The 17,581-nt window shown below is 44.1% G+C and carries 16 protein-coding genes; 15 read left to right on the forward strand and 1 reads right to left on the reverse strand.

Annotation, left to right across the window (positions count from 1 at the left end; genetic code table 11):
* Positions 1 to 26 precede the first annotated feature (26 nt).
* From SLH55_RS15310 to SLH55_RS15350, 9 genes are all read left to right on the forward strand, one after another.
* Entirely contained in the window at positions 27 to 1,823 is a 1,797-nt protein-coding gene (locus SLH55_RS15310; RefSeq protein ID WP_320323885.1) for a methylmalonyl-CoA mutase family protein, read from the forward strand.
* Positions 1,804 to 3,966, forward strand: coding sequence for a methylmalonyl-CoA mutase (scpA, locus tag SLH55_RS15315; RefSeq protein ID WP_219168460.1), 2,163 nt, complete (start codon positions 1,804 to 1,806; stop codon positions 3,964 to 3,966). The genes SLH55_RS15310 and scpA overlap by 20 nt, the downstream gene beginning before the upstream one ends.
* Positions 3,966 to 5,015: a methylmalonyl Co-A mutase-associated GTPase MeaB gene (meaB, locus tag SLH55_RS15320; protein WP_219168459.1), complete on the forward strand. Its 1,050-nt coding sequence runs from the start codon at positions 3,966 to 3,968 to the stop codon at positions 5,013 to 5,015. Before scpA ends, meaB begins: the two co-directional genes overlap by 1 nt.
* A gap of 105 nt (positions 5,016 to 5,120) precedes the next feature.
* Positions 5,121 to 5,558: a BrxA/BrxB family bacilliredoxin gene (locus tag SLH55_RS15325; RefSeq protein ID WP_219168458.1), complete on the forward strand. Its 438-nt coding sequence runs from the start codon at positions 5,121 to 5,123 to the stop codon at positions 5,556 to 5,558.
* A 582-nt stretch (positions 5,559 to 6,140) separates the two neighbouring features.
* Positions 6,141 to 6,917 carry a transporter substrate-binding domain-containing protein gene (locus SLH55_RS15330; RefSeq protein WP_320323886.1) on the forward strand — a complete coding sequence of 259 codons (777 nt, stop codon included), beginning with the start codon at positions 6,141 to 6,143 and terminating at the stop codon, positions 6,915 to 6,917.
* Positions 6,918 to 6,993: 76 nt separating this feature from the next.
* The gene (locus SLH55_RS15335) at positions 6,994 to 7,650 is read left to right on the forward strand and encodes an amino acid ABC transporter permease (protein ID WP_320323887.1); all 657 of its coding nucleotides are present in this window, start codon (positions 6,994 to 6,996) and stop codon (positions 7,648 to 7,650) included.
* Positions 7,643 to 8,359: an amino acid ABC transporter ATP-binding protein gene (locus SLH55_RS15340; RefSeq protein ID WP_320323888.1), complete on the forward strand. Its 717-nt coding sequence runs from the start codon at positions 7,643 to 7,645 to the stop codon at positions 8,357 to 8,359. The genes SLH55_RS15335 and SLH55_RS15340 overlap by 8 nt, the downstream gene beginning before the upstream one ends.
* 105 nt (positions 8,360 to 8,464) lie before the next feature.
* On the forward strand, positions 8,465 to 9,442 hold the full coding sequence (locus SLH55_RS15345) for an aromatic acid exporter family protein (RefSeq protein WP_219168454.1): 978 nt from the start codon (positions 8,465 to 8,467) through the stop codon (positions 9,440 to 9,442).
* Positions 9,443 to 9,462: 20 nt separating this feature from the next.
* The gene (locus SLH55_RS15350) at positions 9,463 to 9,966 is read left to right on the forward strand and encodes a L,D-transpeptidase (RefSeq protein ID WP_219168453.1); all 504 of its coding nucleotides are present in this window, start codon (positions 9,463 to 9,465) and stop codon (positions 9,964 to 9,966) included.
* Positions 9,967 to 10,013: 47 nt separating this feature from the next.
* Here the strand turns inward: SLH55_RS15350 and prli42 are convergent, their stop codons facing one another.
* Positions 10,014 to 10,109 carry a stressosome-associated protein Prli42 gene (gene prli42, locus SLH55_RS15355; RefSeq protein WP_171050731.1) on the reverse strand — a complete coding sequence of 32 codons (96 nt, stop codon included), beginning with the start codon at positions 10,107 to 10,109 and terminating at the stop codon, positions 10,014 to 10,016.
* Between the two features lie 188 nt (positions 10,110 to 10,297).
* Here prli42 and mce point away from each other — a divergent pair, with 188 nt between their 5' ends.
* The 6 genes from mce to gndA all read left to right on the forward strand — a co-directional run bounded on the left by mce (position 10,298) and on the right by gndA (position 17,440).
* Entirely contained in the window at positions 10,298 to 10,711 is a 414-nt protein-coding gene (mce, locus tag SLH55_RS15360; protein WP_320323889.1) for a methylmalonyl-CoA epimerase, read from the forward strand.
* A gap of 5 nt (positions 10,712 to 10,716) precedes the next feature.
* Positions 10,717 to 12,264 (forward strand): acyl-CoA carboxylase subunit beta, encoded by a 1,548-nt coding sequence (locus SLH55_RS15365; RefSeq protein WP_219168451.1) that lies wholly within the window; start codon positions 10,717 to 10,719, stop codon positions 12,262 to 12,264.
* Positions 12,265 to 12,338: 74 nt separating this feature from the next.
* Positions 12,339 to 13,463, forward strand: coding sequence for a tripeptidase T (locus SLH55_RS15370; RefSeq protein ID WP_219168450.1), 1,125 nt, complete (start codon positions 12,339 to 12,341; stop codon positions 13,461 to 13,463).
* 674 nt (positions 13,464 to 14,137) lie between these two features.
* A complete protein-coding gene (locus tag SLH55_RS15375; RefSeq protein WP_320323890.1) occupies positions 14,138 to 14,608 on the forward strand; it encodes a chemotaxis protein CheW in 471 nt (156 codons plus the stop codon).
* Between the two features lie 21 nt (positions 14,609 to 14,629).
* Entirely contained in the window at positions 14,630 to 15,883 is a 1,254-nt protein-coding gene (locus SLH55_RS15380) for a DNA polymerase IV (protein ID WP_320323891.1), read from the forward strand.
* Positions 15,884 to 16,033: 150 nt separating this feature from the next.
* Positions 16,034 to 17,440 (forward strand): NADP-dependent phosphogluconate dehydrogenase, encoded by a 1,407-nt coding sequence (gene gndA / locus SLH55_RS15385; RefSeq protein ID WP_219168447.1) that lies wholly within the window; start codon positions 16,034 to 16,036, stop codon positions 17,438 to 17,440.
* Positions 17,441 to 17,581: the final 141 nt, after the last annotated feature.

A 17,581-nucleotide genomic window follows, 5' to 3' on the forward strand; every position in this document is an offset into this window, starting at 1 on the left:
AAAATGCAGTGTGAAAGAGGGGTATTATGAAGCTTAGTGATATGAAAGGTCAATCATTCAGTCGTCGCACACTTACAGAGTGGCAGGAAGCTGCTGAAAAGGCGTTAAAGGGAAAAGGTGTACATTCTTTACATACGAACACTTATGAAAATATTGATCTTAAGCCGTTATATACAGAAGAGGATGTCCCCAATCGGGATAGAGTGAAGGATTATATTCCAAATGTTGAAGTTAAGTTGGAACGCGCTTCTAAGTGGTTTATCGCTCAGTCAATAAAAAGAGATTCATGGGAAGAACTGACAATAGCTGTGAAGGATGCATTATCACGGGGACAGAACTGTCTTTCATTTTCCATTGGGAATCTAAAACATGAAGAGCATTTCTATCCATTCTTGAAAGAAATGATAGGTTCCGATACTCCGGTCTTTATACTGGATCAAAAGACATCTTTAGCCATCGTTGGAATGGGAGAGGCACATGAACTAAAGGGGATGCATGGAATCGTTGGGTACGATCCCCTTTCAGAGGGAGAATGGTTAGATGAAGGTAGATTAGAAGAATGGATGAAGGTTGTGGAAGAAGCTGATAAGTGCCTTCCTGAAGTGAAGACCATAATCGTCAATTCTGCACCATTTCATAACAAAGGCGCAAGTGCCACCCAGGAGTTGGCCTTTGCACTGAGTGAGGGTGTCACTTATATTGAGACACTTCTAGAAAAAGGCTGGACTCTTGAGAAAGCAACTGAAAAAATGCATTTCCACTTTTCAATAGGCAGTCATTTCTTTATGGAAATTGCGAAAATCAGGGCATTTAAGAAATTGTGGCAAGAGGTCTTGTCTTCTTATGGGATAGCTCGGGACCTGACATCCCGTGCTATCACCATCAGTGCAGAAACGTCCCGATTTAATAAATCTACTTTAGATCCATATGTGAATATGCTTCGCAGTGGCGGAGAAGCTTTTTCTGCCATTCTCGCAGGGGTTGATTATTTGGTTGTTGCTCCATTCAATGAAGTGAGTGGGAATGTAAATTCATTCTCTGAAAGAATCGCAAGAAATACTCAACTCATCCTCGGAGAAGAAGCGCACCTGGATAAAGTCATCGATCCAGGAGGCGGCTCTTACTATGTGGAATGGCTATCAGAAGAGGTCGGCAAGCTAGCGTGGAAGGAATTTCAACAAATTGATGCAAAAGGGGGAATGCTTGTCTCCCTGAAAGATGGTTCTATTGAAAATCAAATGAATAGAGTGAGAGACGCCCGGATTCATGATTTAGCCACCCGAAAGAATTCAATGATCGGGACGAATATCTATGCCAACCTGGAAGAGGCCATGACGGATCCACCGTCCACTTCGGGAGAACGACTGTCCCTTCCTTTTGAAGGATTGAGGAGTCGGGCACAGAAGTCCCCAAGGAAACCGGTGGCTGGTCTGATTGGATTGGGAGAGTTGAAGACCCATAAGTCCCGTGCAGACTTTGTGAAAGGGTTTTTAGCCACGGGAGGCATTCATGCACATCAGAGTAAAGAGTGCATGTCAAAGGAAGATATCCTTCATTTTGTAGAAGAAACCCGGTATCCGTACTATGTAGTATGTGGGAAAGATGAAGCATATCATGATCAATTACCAATGATCGTTGAATCGATCCATGTAATAGATGCAGACATTGTGATAGACATAGCAGGAAAAATACCTGATGAAAAGAGAAATAAGTGGGAACGTATGGGATTGAACGGGTCCATCTATAATAAACAGAACATACTTAAAAAAGTGGATGAGCTTTTAACCATCTGGGAGGAGGGAAATGACAGTGAGGAAGCCTGATTGGCAACAAATCAACCCATATGCAAATGAAGGAGCGACGAGTAAGGTTTCCCCTTCGGACAAATCGTATGAGACGAATGAAAAAATCTCAATTAAACCACTTTATTCAAGGGAAGACACAAAAAATATTACTCATGGAGGGGATCTTCCTGGTCTTGCTCCATACACTAGGGGGCCGTACCCGACGATGTATGTGAACCGTCCTTGGACGGTCAGGCAGTATGCAGGGTTTTCTACGGCAGAAGAGAGCAATGCTTTTTATCGTAGAAATTTAAGCATGGGGCAAAAAGGTTTGTCTGTGGCGTTCGACCTGGCCACTCATCGCGGCTATGATTCTGATCATCCAAGGGTTGTAGGAGATGTAGGGAAAGCGGGGGTAGCCATTGATTCGATATTAGATATGAAGATTCTGTTTGACGGCATCCCCCTTGATCAAATGTCTGTGTCCATGACGATGAACGGTGCGGTGCTTCCGATCCTTGCGTTTTATATCGTAACGGCGGAAGAACAGGGAGTTTCACAGGATAAACTGTCCGGTACTATTCAAAATGATATATTGAAAGAATACATGGTAAGGAACACATACATTTATCCACCTGAAACGTCCATGAAAATCATTGCTGATATTTTTGAATACACATCGAAACATATGCCAAAGTTCAATAGCATCAGTATTTCAGGGTATCACATGCAGGAGGCGGGTGCACCTGCCGATATTGAGCTTGCATATACTCTGGCGGATGGACTTGAATACGTCCGGACCGGCTTGAAAGCGGGAATTGATATCGATTCCTTCGCTCCAAGACTCTCATTTTTCTGGGCAATCGGCATGAACTATTTCATGGAAGTGGCCAAAATGAGGGCGGCACGGAGAATTTGGGCAAAGATGATGAAGACATTCAATCCTCAGAATCCTAAATCGATGGCGCTAAGGACCCACTCCCAAACATCCGGGTGGAGTTTAACGGAGCAGGATCCTTATAATAACGTCGTTCGTACATTACTTGAGGCACATGCAGCAGCCATGGGTCATACGCAATCCCTTCACACCAATGCACTCGACGAAGCGATTGCCCTGCCGACGGATTTTTCGGCAAGAATCGCCCGTAATACACAGCTGTTTCTTCAAGAAGAGACCGGTATTACGAAAGTGATCGATCCATGGGCAGGTTCACATTATGTAGAGACCCTGACTCATCAGCTGATGGAAAAAGCGTGGGAGCATATTGAAGAAATCGAAGAGCTTGGCGGCATGACGAAGGCCATCGAGACCGGATTACCGAAGATGCGAATTGAAGAAGCGGCTGCAAGAAGACAAGCGATGATCGATTCAGGGGATGAGTCCATCATCGGGGTGAATAAATATCGCCTTGAGAAGGAAGATCCGATTGAAACGCTTGACATCGATAATACGGTTGTTAGGCAAAAGCAGGTTGACCGGATTCAAAAGCTGAAAGATGAGCGAAATGAAGAGAAAGTCATTGAAACTCTTGAAGCATTGTCTCATGCCGCAGAGACAGGAGAAGGAAATCTTCTCGAAAAAGCCGTTGAAGCTGCAAGGGCAAGAGCTACATTAGGAGAAATCTCTGATGCAATCGAAAAAGTATCAGGAAGACATAAAGCAACGATCCGGAGCATTAGCGGGGTGTACAGCTCGAATTTCTCGAATGAACAGGAAATCAACATCGTGAAAGAGATGACGGAAGAATTTCTGGACAACGAAGGAAGAAGACCCCGAATCCTTATCGCCAAGATGGGACAGGATGGTCATGACAGGGGGGCGAAAGTCATCAGCACGGCATTTGCCGACCTTGGATTCGATGTGGATATCGGACCATTGTTCCAGACCCCTGAAGAAACAGCTCTGCAGGCGGTTGAAAACGATGTGCATGTCATAGGTGTAAGCTCGTTGGCTGCCGGTCATAAAACACTTCTTCCTCAATTAGTAGCGGAACTGAAGAAACTCGGCAGGGAAGATATCCTTGTCGTCATCGGTGGCGTGATCCCGGCAAAGGACTATGACTTCCTTTTAAGCAATGGGGCATCTGCCGTCTTCGGTCCTGGCACGATCATTCCGGTCGCTGCACAGAAGGTGATCAAAGAAATTTATGAAGTGCTCGGATATGAGGAAGTGGCTGAATAATGACAGAGCATCAGTCTGGTCGAAAGAAGCGGTTTGTGAAAAGGAAGAAGGATCCCGTTTCAGTAACAGAATTGAAAACCGGAATCCTGAATGGGGACAGGAGCCATTTAGCGAAGGCCATCACGTTGATCGAGAGCAATGCGGAAGAGCATTATGCAGTGGGACAGGAACTTTTGCAGGAGTTACTACCTCATACGGGTAAAAGTTTTCGGATCGGCATAACAGGTGTCCCGGGAGCAGGGAAAAGTACATTCATCGAACAATTCGGGGAGATGTTATGTAACGAAGGGTTACGTGTCGCCGTCCTTGCCATCGACCCAAGCTCCTCCATTTCCGGTGGAAGCATATTGGGGGATAAAACCAGAATGGAGCAGCTCTCGAAGAACCCCCGTGCCTTTGTCAGGCCATCCCCTACTGCAGGTACCTTAGGGGGGGTTCATCGCAAGACCAATGAAACCCTCCTCTTATGTGAAGCTGCAGGATACGATTTTATCATTATTGAAACCGTGGGAGTCGGGCAAAGTGAAGTGATGGTAAGGCAAATGGTGGATTTCTTCTTATTACTTGTCATTACCGGTGCCGGTGATGAGCTTCAAGGAATGAAAAAAGGAATCATGGAGCTTGCTGACGCGCTGCTAGTTAATAAAGCCGACGGGGAAAATAAACCTCTCGCCGAAAAAACGAAGAGGGAACTCAATCAGATCCTTCACTTCCTCATTCCTGCAACAAGAGGTTGGAGTTCAAAGGCCTATACTTGTTCAGCGTTGAAAAATGAAGGATTGATCGAGCTTTGGGAAGTCATCCGTCAATTTGAAGAGCAGACAAAAGAACAGGGTGTGTTCGAAGAAAGAAGGCTTGGTCAAAGACAGGAATGGTTCCATACCATGCTGAAAGAAAGAATTCTGTCAGACTTCTTCTTTCAAAAAAGCATCAAGTCCTCACTCCCCGACATGGAAGAACGGGTGAAAACGGGGGATTACACAACTTCACAAGCCGTGGAAGTGTTGTTGAAACAATACAAAGCTGGCATAATCCATATGAATAGTTAATTTTAATTGAAAGATATGGTTTGAAATTGTTATGATAAGGGTAAATCAAATCCCTTCGTTTTTAGTGGAATGATGATTAAGATAGTGATAAAAGGAGAGTTTAGCATGGATATAGATTTCAATTTATTAATGAACGACGTAGTCCGTCAGGCCCGTCAGGAAATCGAAACGGCAGGATATACGCAACTGACAACAGAAGAAGACGTGGATCAAGCATTTTCAAAGGAAGGTACAACCCTCGTGATGATCAACTCCGTTTGTGGTTGTGCAGGTGGAATCGCCCGTCCGGCAGCTGCCCATTCCATTCACTTTGATAAGAGACCGGATCAATTGGTAACGGTTTTTGCAGGTCAGGATAAAGAAGCGACTGCGAAAGCACGCAGTTACTTTACAGGTTACCCGCCTTCCTCACCGTCTTTCGCCCTGCTTAAAGACGGAAAGCTGTTAACGATGGTCGAAAGACACGAGATTGAAGGGCATGATCCAATGTCCGTTGTGAATAAACTTCAATCCTATTTCGATCAGTATTGTGAAGAAGTATAAGGAAGTTGAAAAAGCCCGTCAGGTTTCTCGCAGGTAATGTGAGAAGCTTGACGGGTTTTTTATTTTGGGAAAGGGGATTGAATACGATTTCCTTTTTTTACTGAAAAACGCAATTCTTTATGAAAATGACGCAATAAATTTAAAACTGACGGAATTCCCCCCTAAAATGACGCAATTCCCATCAAAAACCAATATCTGAAGGTATATGAAAGCAGGATCTGGCCACTTGAGATTCCAGATAGGTGTATCCTCAACAACATGTCCATTATAAGTGCCTCTCCCTTATCCAATCCATACACTTTTTCTCTCAATGAAGGGTGAAACGTCAACTAAATCTACAAAAATCTTCCCCCACACTCAATTCTCCCGATAATGCATAGAATTTGAATATTATCCATCCCTTTAGAATTCATCTACTATGTAAAATGTTGGTAGTATCATCTTTAATTTTCAGAAAATATAAACATTTATTTATGATTATAAATACTATTGCATAAAAATTAATCTCTGATACAATACGAATATAGTAATTAATATACATTATTTATTATATTTATACAAAACATCCAAGGGGGAATCACAATGAAAAAGCTATTATTTCTAGTATCATTTTTAATTCTATCTACTACTCTAGCAGCATGCGGTTCAGAGGGAGAGAAGGCTGCATCAGGTGAATCGGATAAACTGATCATGGGGACGTCGGCTGACTATAAACCGTTTGAATACGTAGATACCGCCAATAGCGATAAAATCATCGGATACGATATTGATCTAGCCAATATGCTCGCAGATGAAATGGGTTATGAAATTGAAATCAAGGATATGGAATTCAGCGGATTAATTTCAGCCTTGAAAACAGGCCAAGTGGATTTCGTGCTCTCTGCCATGACTCCAACGCCCGAACGACAAAAGAACGTTGACTTCAGTGACGTTTACTATACGGCGAAGGATATGATCATCTCCACCAAAAATAGCGGAATACAAAGTGAAAAAGATCTTGAGGGCAAAACAGTTGGCGTTCAGCTTGGCTCCATCCAACAGGATGCTGCAGAGGAGCTTTCTAAAAAGATCAAGTTGAAAGTCGATACACGTGACCGCATTCCCGAATTGATCCAGGATCTGCAAAACGGACGATTTGATGCGATCATCATTGAAAATACGGTAGCAAATGGCTATCTGGACAAGAACGATGAGCTTCAAGGAAATACAATGAATGTTAGTGAAGAAGAGGCCGGTTCGGCTGTTGCACTTCCAAAGGACAGCGAGCTTACAAGTGAATTCAATGATGCATTGAAGAAGCTTAAAGACGAGGGAGAATTGGATAAATTGGCTGAAAAATGGTTTAACGGAGAACAGTAGATTGATTTAGGGCTAACCTCTAATCCGGTTAGCCCTTCCTTATTAAAAGCACAACACATATTTGGAGGAGATTTTCATGCCGCTAGATTTTGAACAATTGATTCCTTCCATTCCTTTTATTCTGGAAGGATTGAAGGTCACGCTTAAGATTGTCGCGTTATCAGGGGTACTTGGGTTTACGTTCGGTATCCTTCTTGCCCTATGCAAAATAAGTTCAATCAAGCCCTTAACACTGCTTGCCGACCTTTATACGTCCATCTTCAGGGGGACACCTCTCGTTCTTCAGCTGATGATCATTTTTTATGGTTCGCCCCAGCTGTTCGGGACACAAATTGAACCATACTCAGCTGCAATCCTGGCGTTTTCACTGAATTCGGCTGCCTATATTTCAGAAATCATACGAGCCGGGATCAATGCAGTGGATAAAGGGCAAAAGGAAGCTGCGATGGCTCTGGGAGTCCCTTATCGTTTGATGATGAAAGATGTGATCTTGCCGCAGGCGATAAAGAATATCCTGCCTGCGTTGATGAACGAATTCATCACTCTTACCAAAGAATCCGCCATTGTCACCGTCATCGGTGCAGCAGATGTGATGAGACGTTCTTATATGGTGGGAAGTGACTTATACTCCTTCTTTGAACCTTTATTATTCGCTGGACTGATCTACTATGTGTTGGTCATGATTCTGACTCTACTCGGAAAAGTGCTGGAAAGGAGACTTCGCAATGATTAACGGAGAAAATATTACCAAATCGTTTGGGAAATTGAAAGTATTAAAAGGGATTGACTTCTCGGTTGAGAAAGGGGAAGTCGTTGCGTTGATCGGTCCCTCCGGTTCAGGGAAATCCACTTTATTGAGATGCCTCAATCATCTGGAAGAACCAACGTCAGGGTCGATCTACTTTGAAAATGCCCTCGTAAAGGGAAAAAGGATTATCAAGGTCAGACAGGACGTCGGGATGGTATTTCAACATTTTCATCTCTTCCCTCATATGACCGTTTTGGAAAATGTCATTTACGCTCCATTGAAAGTGAAAGGCATGACCAAAGCAGAAGCAATTAAACTGGGGACGGACCTCTTGACAAAAGTCGGTTTGAAAGAAAAAAGCGACGAATATCCGAACCGTTTATCGGGTGGGCAGAAGCAGCGTGTTGCGATTGCCAGGGCACTTGCCATGGAGCCAAAGGTCATGTTATTTGACGAACCGACATCTGCCCTTGATCCTGAAATGGTGAAAGAGGTTCTCGATGTCATGAAATCTCTTGCAGAAACCGGTATGACGATGATCATCGTCACACATGAAATGGGTTTTGCAAGAGAAGTGGCTGACAGGATCCTGTTCATGGATGATGGAAAGATCATCGAAGAAGGAGAGCCCCATGACTTTTTCTCCAACCCAAGAAGTGAAAGGGGAAAAGAATTCCTTGAAAAAATATTGTAGGCGAGAAGGATTAACGGTATCCGTCGTTAATCCTTCTTTTTATGTTCAAACGTGTTTATGGTATTCTAAAGAAGCTAAAAAATGAAGTAGTTAGGAGAAAGATGAATGTTTCGAATCGGATATCGGACACTTAAGACAGGAATCGGCACCGCGGCAGCCATCAGCATCGCCCAGTGGTTCCACCTGGATAACTTCGTTTCAGCAGGGATATTGACGATCCTGTGCATTCAAAATACGAAGAAAAAATCGGTGAACGCCTCATGGAGCCGCTTTTTGGCTTGCGTCATAGCAATGGTTTTTTCTGCCGGATTTTTTGAACTCTTTGCGTATCACCCGGCGGTCATCGGTTTGCTGCTCCTCGTGTTCATTCCTATTACGGTCCAACTGAACATAAAAGAGGGGATTGTCACAAGTTCCGTCATCATCCTTCATGTTTACTCAGCGGGACACGTCACCCTTGGGTTGTTTGAAAATGAATTGGGAATCATCGTGATCGGGATCGGGATTGCCCTCCTGATGAACCTGTATATGCCAAGCGTTGACAAACAGATGATCGATTATCAGGAGAAAATCGAAGCAAACTTCTATAAGATTTTTTGCGAAATGATCAATTACTTAAAGACTAATGACAGCGATTGGGACGGTAAAGAAATCACGGAAACGGAGAAATTGCTTAATGAGGCGAAGACGATTGCCTTCAAAGATGTGGAAAACCACTTTCTAAGAGATGAGAACTTATACTATTTATACTTTAAAATGAGGGAGAAGCAATTTGAAATCCTCCAGCGTATCCTGCCAATTGCCACATCCATATCGTTAACGGTGGAGCAGGGACATCGAATTGCGGAATTCCTGGAAGAACTGAGCGATCATATTCATCCTGGTAACACGGCTCTCTTTTACTTGAAAAAACTGTACGATATGAAAGTCGAATTCGAGCAGATGGAATTACCCAAAACGAGGGAAGAGTTCGAAACACGGGCCGCCCTTTATCAGTTTGTTCAGGAGATGGAGCAGTACCTCCTCCTGAAAAGCTCGTTTAAAGGAATAAAAAAGCATGAAAGTGAAGCAAACTACACCTAAAATATGAAAAAGGTGATAGGATGCGATTACTACTTGCCATCATTTTGTTTGCTTCTCCCATCTGGCCCTTGGGGAGAAACCCGATACCCGGTGATCCGTTTGTCATCGTGAACAAGGAAAACAACCAATTGGCATTCATATCAGACGGTGAGATCCAGGGCACCTTCCCAGTAGCTACTGGGAAGAACACTGAGCTTACTCCTGAAGGCTTATTCAATGTCACGGTCAAAGCGAAAAATCCGTATTATCGTAAAAAGAACATTCCCGGAGGTGATCCAAGAAACCCTCTCGGATCAAGATGGATTGGCTTTGACGCCGAAGGGACGGACGGTAGGATATATGGGATACACGGGACGAATCAGCCCTCGAGTATAGGAAAGTATATTTCCAACGGCTGCATCCGGATGCACAATAACAATGTTGAATATCTGTTCGATAAAGTCCCCATTGGCACCAGGGTACTCGTCGTCAAAACAAAGAGAAGCTTTGAACAGCTTGGAAAAGAATATGGGGCATTAAGATAAAGAAGGATCTGCTTTTCGACTAGTCGAAAAGCAGATCCTTTTATTTTCTATAATAAGAATGTCAGCCCTGCCATGATCGTCGATGCAATCATCGCAAACAGCATGACTAATACTACGATCTTTTGAACTTTTTTATTACCCATTGTATCGCTCCATTCTCCCACATATGTATGAGATAATTTTCAACTTTATTTTATCGTGAATGGTGATAGAAGACAACCACCGGTTTAAAAGAAAACGCTTTAATTATTCGCCGAAATAGGAGGAAATCCGACAGCATGTATGGAATACTATAAGGGTGGAGCATGCAAACAACAGGGGGATGATAGGGATGAAAAAGGTAGATCATATCGGAATAGCAGTATCATCAATAGACAATGTTCTCGCATTTTACGAAGGTACTCTAGGTCTTACACTACTCAAGATTGAAGAAGTGGGGAATCAAGGTGTAAAGGTAGCATTCCTGGATGGCGGGAATCTCAAGCTTGAGTTACTGGAGCCACTACATAAAGAAAGTCCGATTGCGTCTTTCATTGAAAAAAAGGGAGAAGGAATCCATCATATAGCCTTTGGGGTCGAAGGGATCCAGGAACGAATCGAGGAACTTCAAACCAAAGGGGTACGAATGATCAATGATACTCCGAAGACGGGTGCGGGCGGGGCTTCCGTAGCTTTTTTGCATCCGAAATCGGCACACGGTGTGTTATATGAACTCTGTGATAAAACTAACATCAAAGGGGAGTAACAGGAATGGATATTTATGAAAAAATTAACGAATTATACGATCGCAGAAGAGAAGTCGAGCTTGGCGGCGGCGATAAAAAAATAGACAAACAGCATGAGAAAGGAAAGTTGACAGCAAGGGAACGAATTGATCTGTTAGTCGATCCGGGAAGCTTTGTGGAACTGAACCCATTCATCGAACACAGGTGCTCAGACTTTGGACTGGACGGGATGCAGGGTCCCGGAGACGGGGTCGTGACAGGATATGGAAAAGTGAACGGTAAGCCGATTTACTTATTCTCACAGGATTTCACTGTGTTCGGAGGGGCATTGGGAGAGATGCACGCAAAGAAGATTTCCCATGTGATGGATCTTGCTGTCAAAAATGGTGCTCCGTTCATCGGATTGAATGACTCAGGAGGAGCAAGGATCCAGGAAGGGGTCGTCTCCCTGGATGGCTATGGACATATCTTCTACCGGAACGCCGTCTATTCTGGGGTGATTCCACAAATATCCGTCATCATGGGGCCTTGTGCCGGTGGTGCGGTCTATTCTCCTGCCATCACTGATTTCGTCTTCATGGTGGATGATACAAGTCAAATGTTCATCACCGGTCCTAAAGTCATCGAAACCGTGACAGGTGAAAAAATCAGCTCAGAAGATCTTGGTGGAGCAAAGGTTCATAACTCCATAAGCGGCAATGCCCACTTCAGGGGAAAGACCGAGGAAGAAGTGCTACAGGAGGTTCGAAGACTGTTAACTTATTTACCTCAAAATAATGAAGAAAAGCCTCCTCGCTTAGAAGTGAACGAAGAAGAAGATTACCGTGCCAACTTAACAGATCTTATCCCATTCGATGCCATCCGTCCGTACGACGTCCGAACGGTCATCAATGAAATCGTCGACGAAGGAAGCTTCATGGAGGTTCAAAAAGAATTTGCGAAGAACATCGTAGTTGGATTAGCACGCATTAAAGGTGAAGTCGTCGGCCTCGTGTGCAACCAGCCGAAATTCATGGCAGGGGGGCTGGATATCGATTCTTCTGACAAAGCGGCCCGTTTCATCAGGTTCTGTGATTCCTTTAATATTCCGTTGATCACATTCGAGGATGTGACAGGATTCTTCCCTGGTATCAAGCAGGAACATGGAGGAATCATCCGTCACGGTGCTAAAATCCTTTATGCTTATTCTGAAGCGACGGTTCCGAAGATGACAGTCATTCTAAGAAAAGCCTATGGGGGAGCTTACGTGGCACTCAACAGTAAATCGATCGGTGCCGATTTAGTATTTGCATGGCCGAATGCCGAAATCGCCGTCATGGGACCTCAAGGGGCAGCGAATATCATCTTCGCCAGGGAAATCGCAGGCAGTGAAAACCCCGAAGAGCTCCGTGAACAAAAAATTGAGGAATACCGCGAAAAATTTGCAAATCCTTATGTGGCAGCCTCACGTGGAATGGTCGATGACGTCATCGACCCACGGGAAACCCGTATCAAATTGATCCAGGGGCTTGAGATGATGAGAAACAAGCGGGAAGAACGGCCTAAGAAAAAGCACGGCAATATCCCGCTGTAAGTGGTACCATTTGTTGTCCTTGACTATTCACGCTATACTATAGGAGTGAATACATATTTGTGGAGGTCTACTAAATGATTAATCAAGAGCGTTTATTAAATGAATTCCTGGAATTGGTTCAGATCGATTCCGAAACGAAAGAAGAAGCGGAAATCGCAAAAGTATTAACTAAGAAATTCTCTGATCTTGGAGTAGAAGTATTCGAAGATGACACGATGGGGGAAACGGGACATGGTGCCGGAAACCTGATCTGTACGTTGAAGGGGAATAAGGAAGGTGTCGATACCATTTACTTTACCTCTCATATGGATACTGTTGTTCCTGCAAAAGGGGTTAAGCCTACTCTTAAAGAAGATGGCTATATCTATTCTGACGGAACAACCATACTCGGTGCCGATGACAAAGCAGGTCTTGCCACGATGCTTGAGTCAGTACGTGTTCTCAAGGAAAATAATATTTCCCACGGAGACATTCAATTCATCATCACTGTAGGGGAAGAATCTGGTCTTGTTGGAGCGAAAGCGCTTGATTCATCCCTGGTTAAAGCGAAATATGGTTTTGCCCTTGATAGTGATGGGAAAGTAGGAAACATCATCGTGGCTGCCCCGACACAGGCTAAAGTAAAAGCGACGATTTACGGGAAAACCGCCCATGCAGGCGTTGCGCCTGAAAAAGGCGTATCTGCCATCACAATTGCAGCGAAAGCCATTTCAAAAATGCCTCTTGGCCGCATCGATGAAGAGACGACTGCGAACATCGGCCGTTTTGAAGGCGGAAAAGCAACGAATATCGTATGCGAGCAAGCGGATATCTTAGCAGAAGCCCGTTCACTTGTCCCTGAGAAAATGGAGGCACAAGTGGAAAAAATGAAAACAGCCTTCACATCTGTTGCCGAAGAAATGGGCGGAAAAGCCGAAGTGGAAGTACAAGTGATGTATCCTGGCTTCAAGTTCAAAGACGGTGACGAAGTAGTGGAAGTGGCGAAGCGTGCTGCAAAGAAAATCGGTCGCCCTAGCGAACTTTTAACAAGCGGTGGCGGAAGTGACGCCAACGTCATTGCGGGATTTGGGGTGCCAACCGTTAACCTTGCGGTTGGATACGAAGAAATCCATACCAAGAGTGAAAGAATGCCTGTAGAAGAACTAAACAAGCTTTCTGAAATGGTAGTAGCCATCATCCAGGAAGTCGCTGGGGAATAGAAAAGCGGAGGGGCTTTGAAAAGAGGCGACAAGCATAAGGTGAACCTACCGGAAAGGTGTTCTTTGCCTTTTTGGTAGGTTTAACTTATGACCTCGAGCCTCTAAGCCCCGTAGCTGGACAAAAGAAAAGCGGAGGCGGCTTGTTCAGGCCCGACAAGCATAAGATGAATCGACCGGAAAGGCGCTCTTTGCCTTTTTGGTCGATTTAGCTTATGACCTCGAGGGCCTAGCCGGTGTAGCTGGACAAAGAAAAGCGGAGGCGGCTTGTTCAGGCCCGACAAGCATAAGATGAATCGACCGGAAAGGCGTTCTTTGCCTTTTTGGTCGATTTAGCTTATGACCTCGAGCCTCTAAGCCCCGTAGCTGGACAAAAGAAAAGCGGAGGCGGCTTGTTCAGGCCCGACAAGCATAAGATGAATCGACCGGAAAGGCGCTCTTTGCCTTTTTGGTCGATTTAGCTTATGACCTCGAGGGCCTAGCCGGCGTAGCTGGACAAAGAAAAGCGGAGCGGCTTGTTTCAGGCCTGACAAGCATAATACATTCAAATGTCCACGAACAACAGGGTGCCCCTTCGTTCGTGGACATTTTCTTCTTTTAAACCAGCACCGATCCTTTCTAAATTATGGTACATTAGTAGTATACATATCTATAGTTTGAGAGGGGACGTTAGTAAGATGCCGAAAGTAGTTGTATTTCATGCTGGAAAAGAAGAATATGCTCTGCCTATTGAAAACGTACTGTCGATAGAGAAGGTGGAAGAAATAAGGCCCATTCCTCATTTACCCCAGTTTGTCATGGGGATTATTAAGGTAAGGGAAGAAATGATACCGGTTTTGGATTTAGGGAACATCCTTTATGGCACATCTGCGGCCACCGAAACAGGAATGTTTCTATTAGTCGTTCAAACTAAAACGCTGCAGATCGGTTTGGTTGTAAAGGAAGCGAAGGAAATTCTTGAAGTGTCTGATGAATCCATCACTAACGTTGGGTTACTGGCCTATTCGAAGACCAACTATTTTTCTGGTATCATTAATCTTGAAGATAAGATGATAACCCAGATCGATGCGGACGTTTTAGTAGAAAGCCTAGAAAGCATTAAAGAAATTAAGGATTATGTGAACGATCAAAAAGCGCATCAAAATTAGACAAAGAAAGCCGCGATTGAAATGAATCCACACTACCCGAAAAATGGACGAGTGATCCTTCATGTTGATATGAATAGTTTCTATGCATCTGTAGAAATGGCTTACGATCCGACCTTGAGGGGTAAGCCGTTGGCTATAGCAGGTAACCCGGAAGAAAGGAGAGGCATCATCGTGACATGCAGTTATGAAGCGAGAAGCTTTGGCGTTAAAACAACGATGCCTCTCTGGGAAGCCAAAAAACTGTGTCCGAAGCTGATTATCATGACCCCGAACTTCGACCGCTACCGTGCAGCCTCCAAAGGAATATTTGATATTCTGAGAGAGTACTCTGAATTGGTTGAACCGGTCTCCATCGATGAAGGGTACGTCGATATCACGGACTCCTTTGAAAAAGGGACCCCGCTACAAATTGCCTCAGACATTCAGGCTCAGATCAAAGGGCAATTGGATCTGCCTTGCAGCATAGGGGTGGCCCCCAATAAATTTCTTGCTAAAACGGCTTCAGATATGAAAAAACCGATGGGAATCACCGTTTTACGCAAACGTGATATCCCTGATAAACTTTGGCCGCTTCCAGTTATCGAAATGCACGGGATCGGTCAGAAGACCGCCGAGAAGCTGAATTCAATTGGCATCCATACGTGCGGAGATCTAGCTCATGCCAATGATATCCAGTTAAAATCCCTGCTTGGGATCAATGGAATACGACTGAAGGAACGTGCCAGCGGGATAGACAGAAGAAATGTCGACCCAGAATCCATTTATGATTATAAGAGCGTGGGAAATTCCACAACGCTGCCAAAGGATACGACAAATCAGCATGAGCTTCTGACAGTGGTAGAGAAATTATGCGGGAAGGTATCCTCGCGCCTTCATCAAAAAGACGTGTTGGGAACGACTATTCAGTTGATGATCCGTGATAAATTCAGGAAAACCATCACTAGAAGCAAAAAGGTGGAAAATCCGATTTATAAAACAGAAGACCTTTATCATCATGCGAAAGACCTGTTTTTAAACCATTGGAACGGAGACCCTGTTAGGCTTTTAGGTGTGACTGCCCAGGATGTCGTGGAGAAGAGTGAAGCAACGGAGCAGCTGGACTTGTTTTCTTATAAAAAGGTCGCCGAAAAGGAACCTCTTTACAATGTCTTATCAAAGCTACAGGACAAGTTCGGAAAAAACTCCATCTCTCAAGGGGTTAAAGGGAAGAATAAGAAGAAATCCTTTGATCCGAAACAGGACACTAGCTTTAACAAAGATTTTTTAAGGGAGTGACGGGGTATCTTATTATAGAAGACAGACTCCTCAAACGGATTATTTGCATGTGTTCACCATTCTTGTTAGATTGAAATAGACTTTAGTCATTCATTTGATGAAATAATGAAAGTGTTTAATCATAATTCTATAGATGAAAGGACGTTGACTATGCCTCAGGAAATTGGTGTTATCGGCTTAGCCGTAATGGGGAAAAATTTAGCATGGAACATTGAAAGCAGAGGATATCCTGTGTCTGTATACAATCGTTCCCGTGAAAAAACGGACGAAATGATGAATGAATCGAAAGGCAAGAATGTTGTTCCTACATATACGATTGAGGAATTTGTCAATTCTCTGGAAAAACCTCGTAAGATTATGTTGATGGTGAAAGCGGGAAATCCGACAGATGCGACAATCGAACAATTAAAGCCTTTCCTTGAAAAAGGGGACATCCTCATCGATGGAGGGAATACGTTCTTCGAAGATACTCGTCGACGTAATCAGGAATTAAGCGAACTAGGCATTCATTTCATCGGTACAGGTGTATCCGGAGGGGAAGAAGGTGCTCTTACCGGTCCATCCATCATGCCTGGGGGACAGAAGGAAGCATATGATCTTGTCGCTCCTATCCTGAAAGATATCGCAGCGAAGGTAGACGGAGATCCATGTACCACGTACATCGGTCCCGATGGAGCAGGTCACTATGTGAAAATGGTGCACAATGGCATCGAGTACGGAGATATGCAACTGATTGCAGAGTCATACTTCCTGATGAAGAATGTCCTGGGTTTAAGTGCCGACGAACTGCATGAAGTGTTTGCTGACTGGAATAAAGGAGAGCTTGACAGCTATCTGATCGAGATCACTGCAGATATCTTTACGAAAAAAGACGAAGAAACCGGAAAGCCGATGGTGGACGTCATCCTTGATAAAGCTGGTCAAAAAGGGACAGGTAAATGGACAAGCCAAAGTGCTTTAGATCTTGGCGTTTCGTTGCCGATCATTACGGAGTCTGTCTTCGCCCGTTTCATCTCTGCCATTAAAGATGAGCGTGTGAAAGCGAGCAAAATGCTGAAAGGTCCCGACGCGAAACCGTTTGAAGGCGATAAACAAGCATTGGTAGAATCAATCCGCAAAGCCCTCTACATGAGTAAGATTTGTTCGTATGCTCAAGGATTTGCCCAAATGCGTTCTGCTTCTGATGAGTACAATTGGGATCTTCAGTACGGTGATATTGCTATGATCTTCCGCGGAGGCTGCATTATCCGTGCACAGTTCCTTCAAAAGATCAAAGAAGCGTATGACCGTGAATCCAATTTGACAAACCTTTTACTAGATTCTTACTTTAAAGAAATCGTTGAAAGTTACCAATACGCACTTCGTGAAGTCATCAGTGTAGCCGTTCAAAATGGCGTACCGGTACCAGGCTTCTCAAGCGCCCTTTCGTATTTCGACAGCTACCGGACTGAAACGCTTCCTGCGAACCTGATCCAGGCTCAAAGGGATTACTTCGGTGCACACACCTATGAACGTGTAGATAAAGAAGGCATTTTCCATACCGAGTGGATGAAATAATAGAGTACAATGGCCCTTTTCCTGTTTGATGGGAAAGGGGCTTTTTTTGTGTGTGGAATCTACTTAATTTTCAAAAATATCACATTCTCATGAAACAGAATATGTTACCATAATATTACATATGTAAAATGGGGGTGGCGA

Source organism: Rossellomorea sp. YZS02 (genome assembly GCF_033963925.1).
Taxonomy (GTDB): domain Bacteria; phylum Bacillota; class Bacilli; order Bacillales; family Bacillaceae_B; genus Rossellomorea.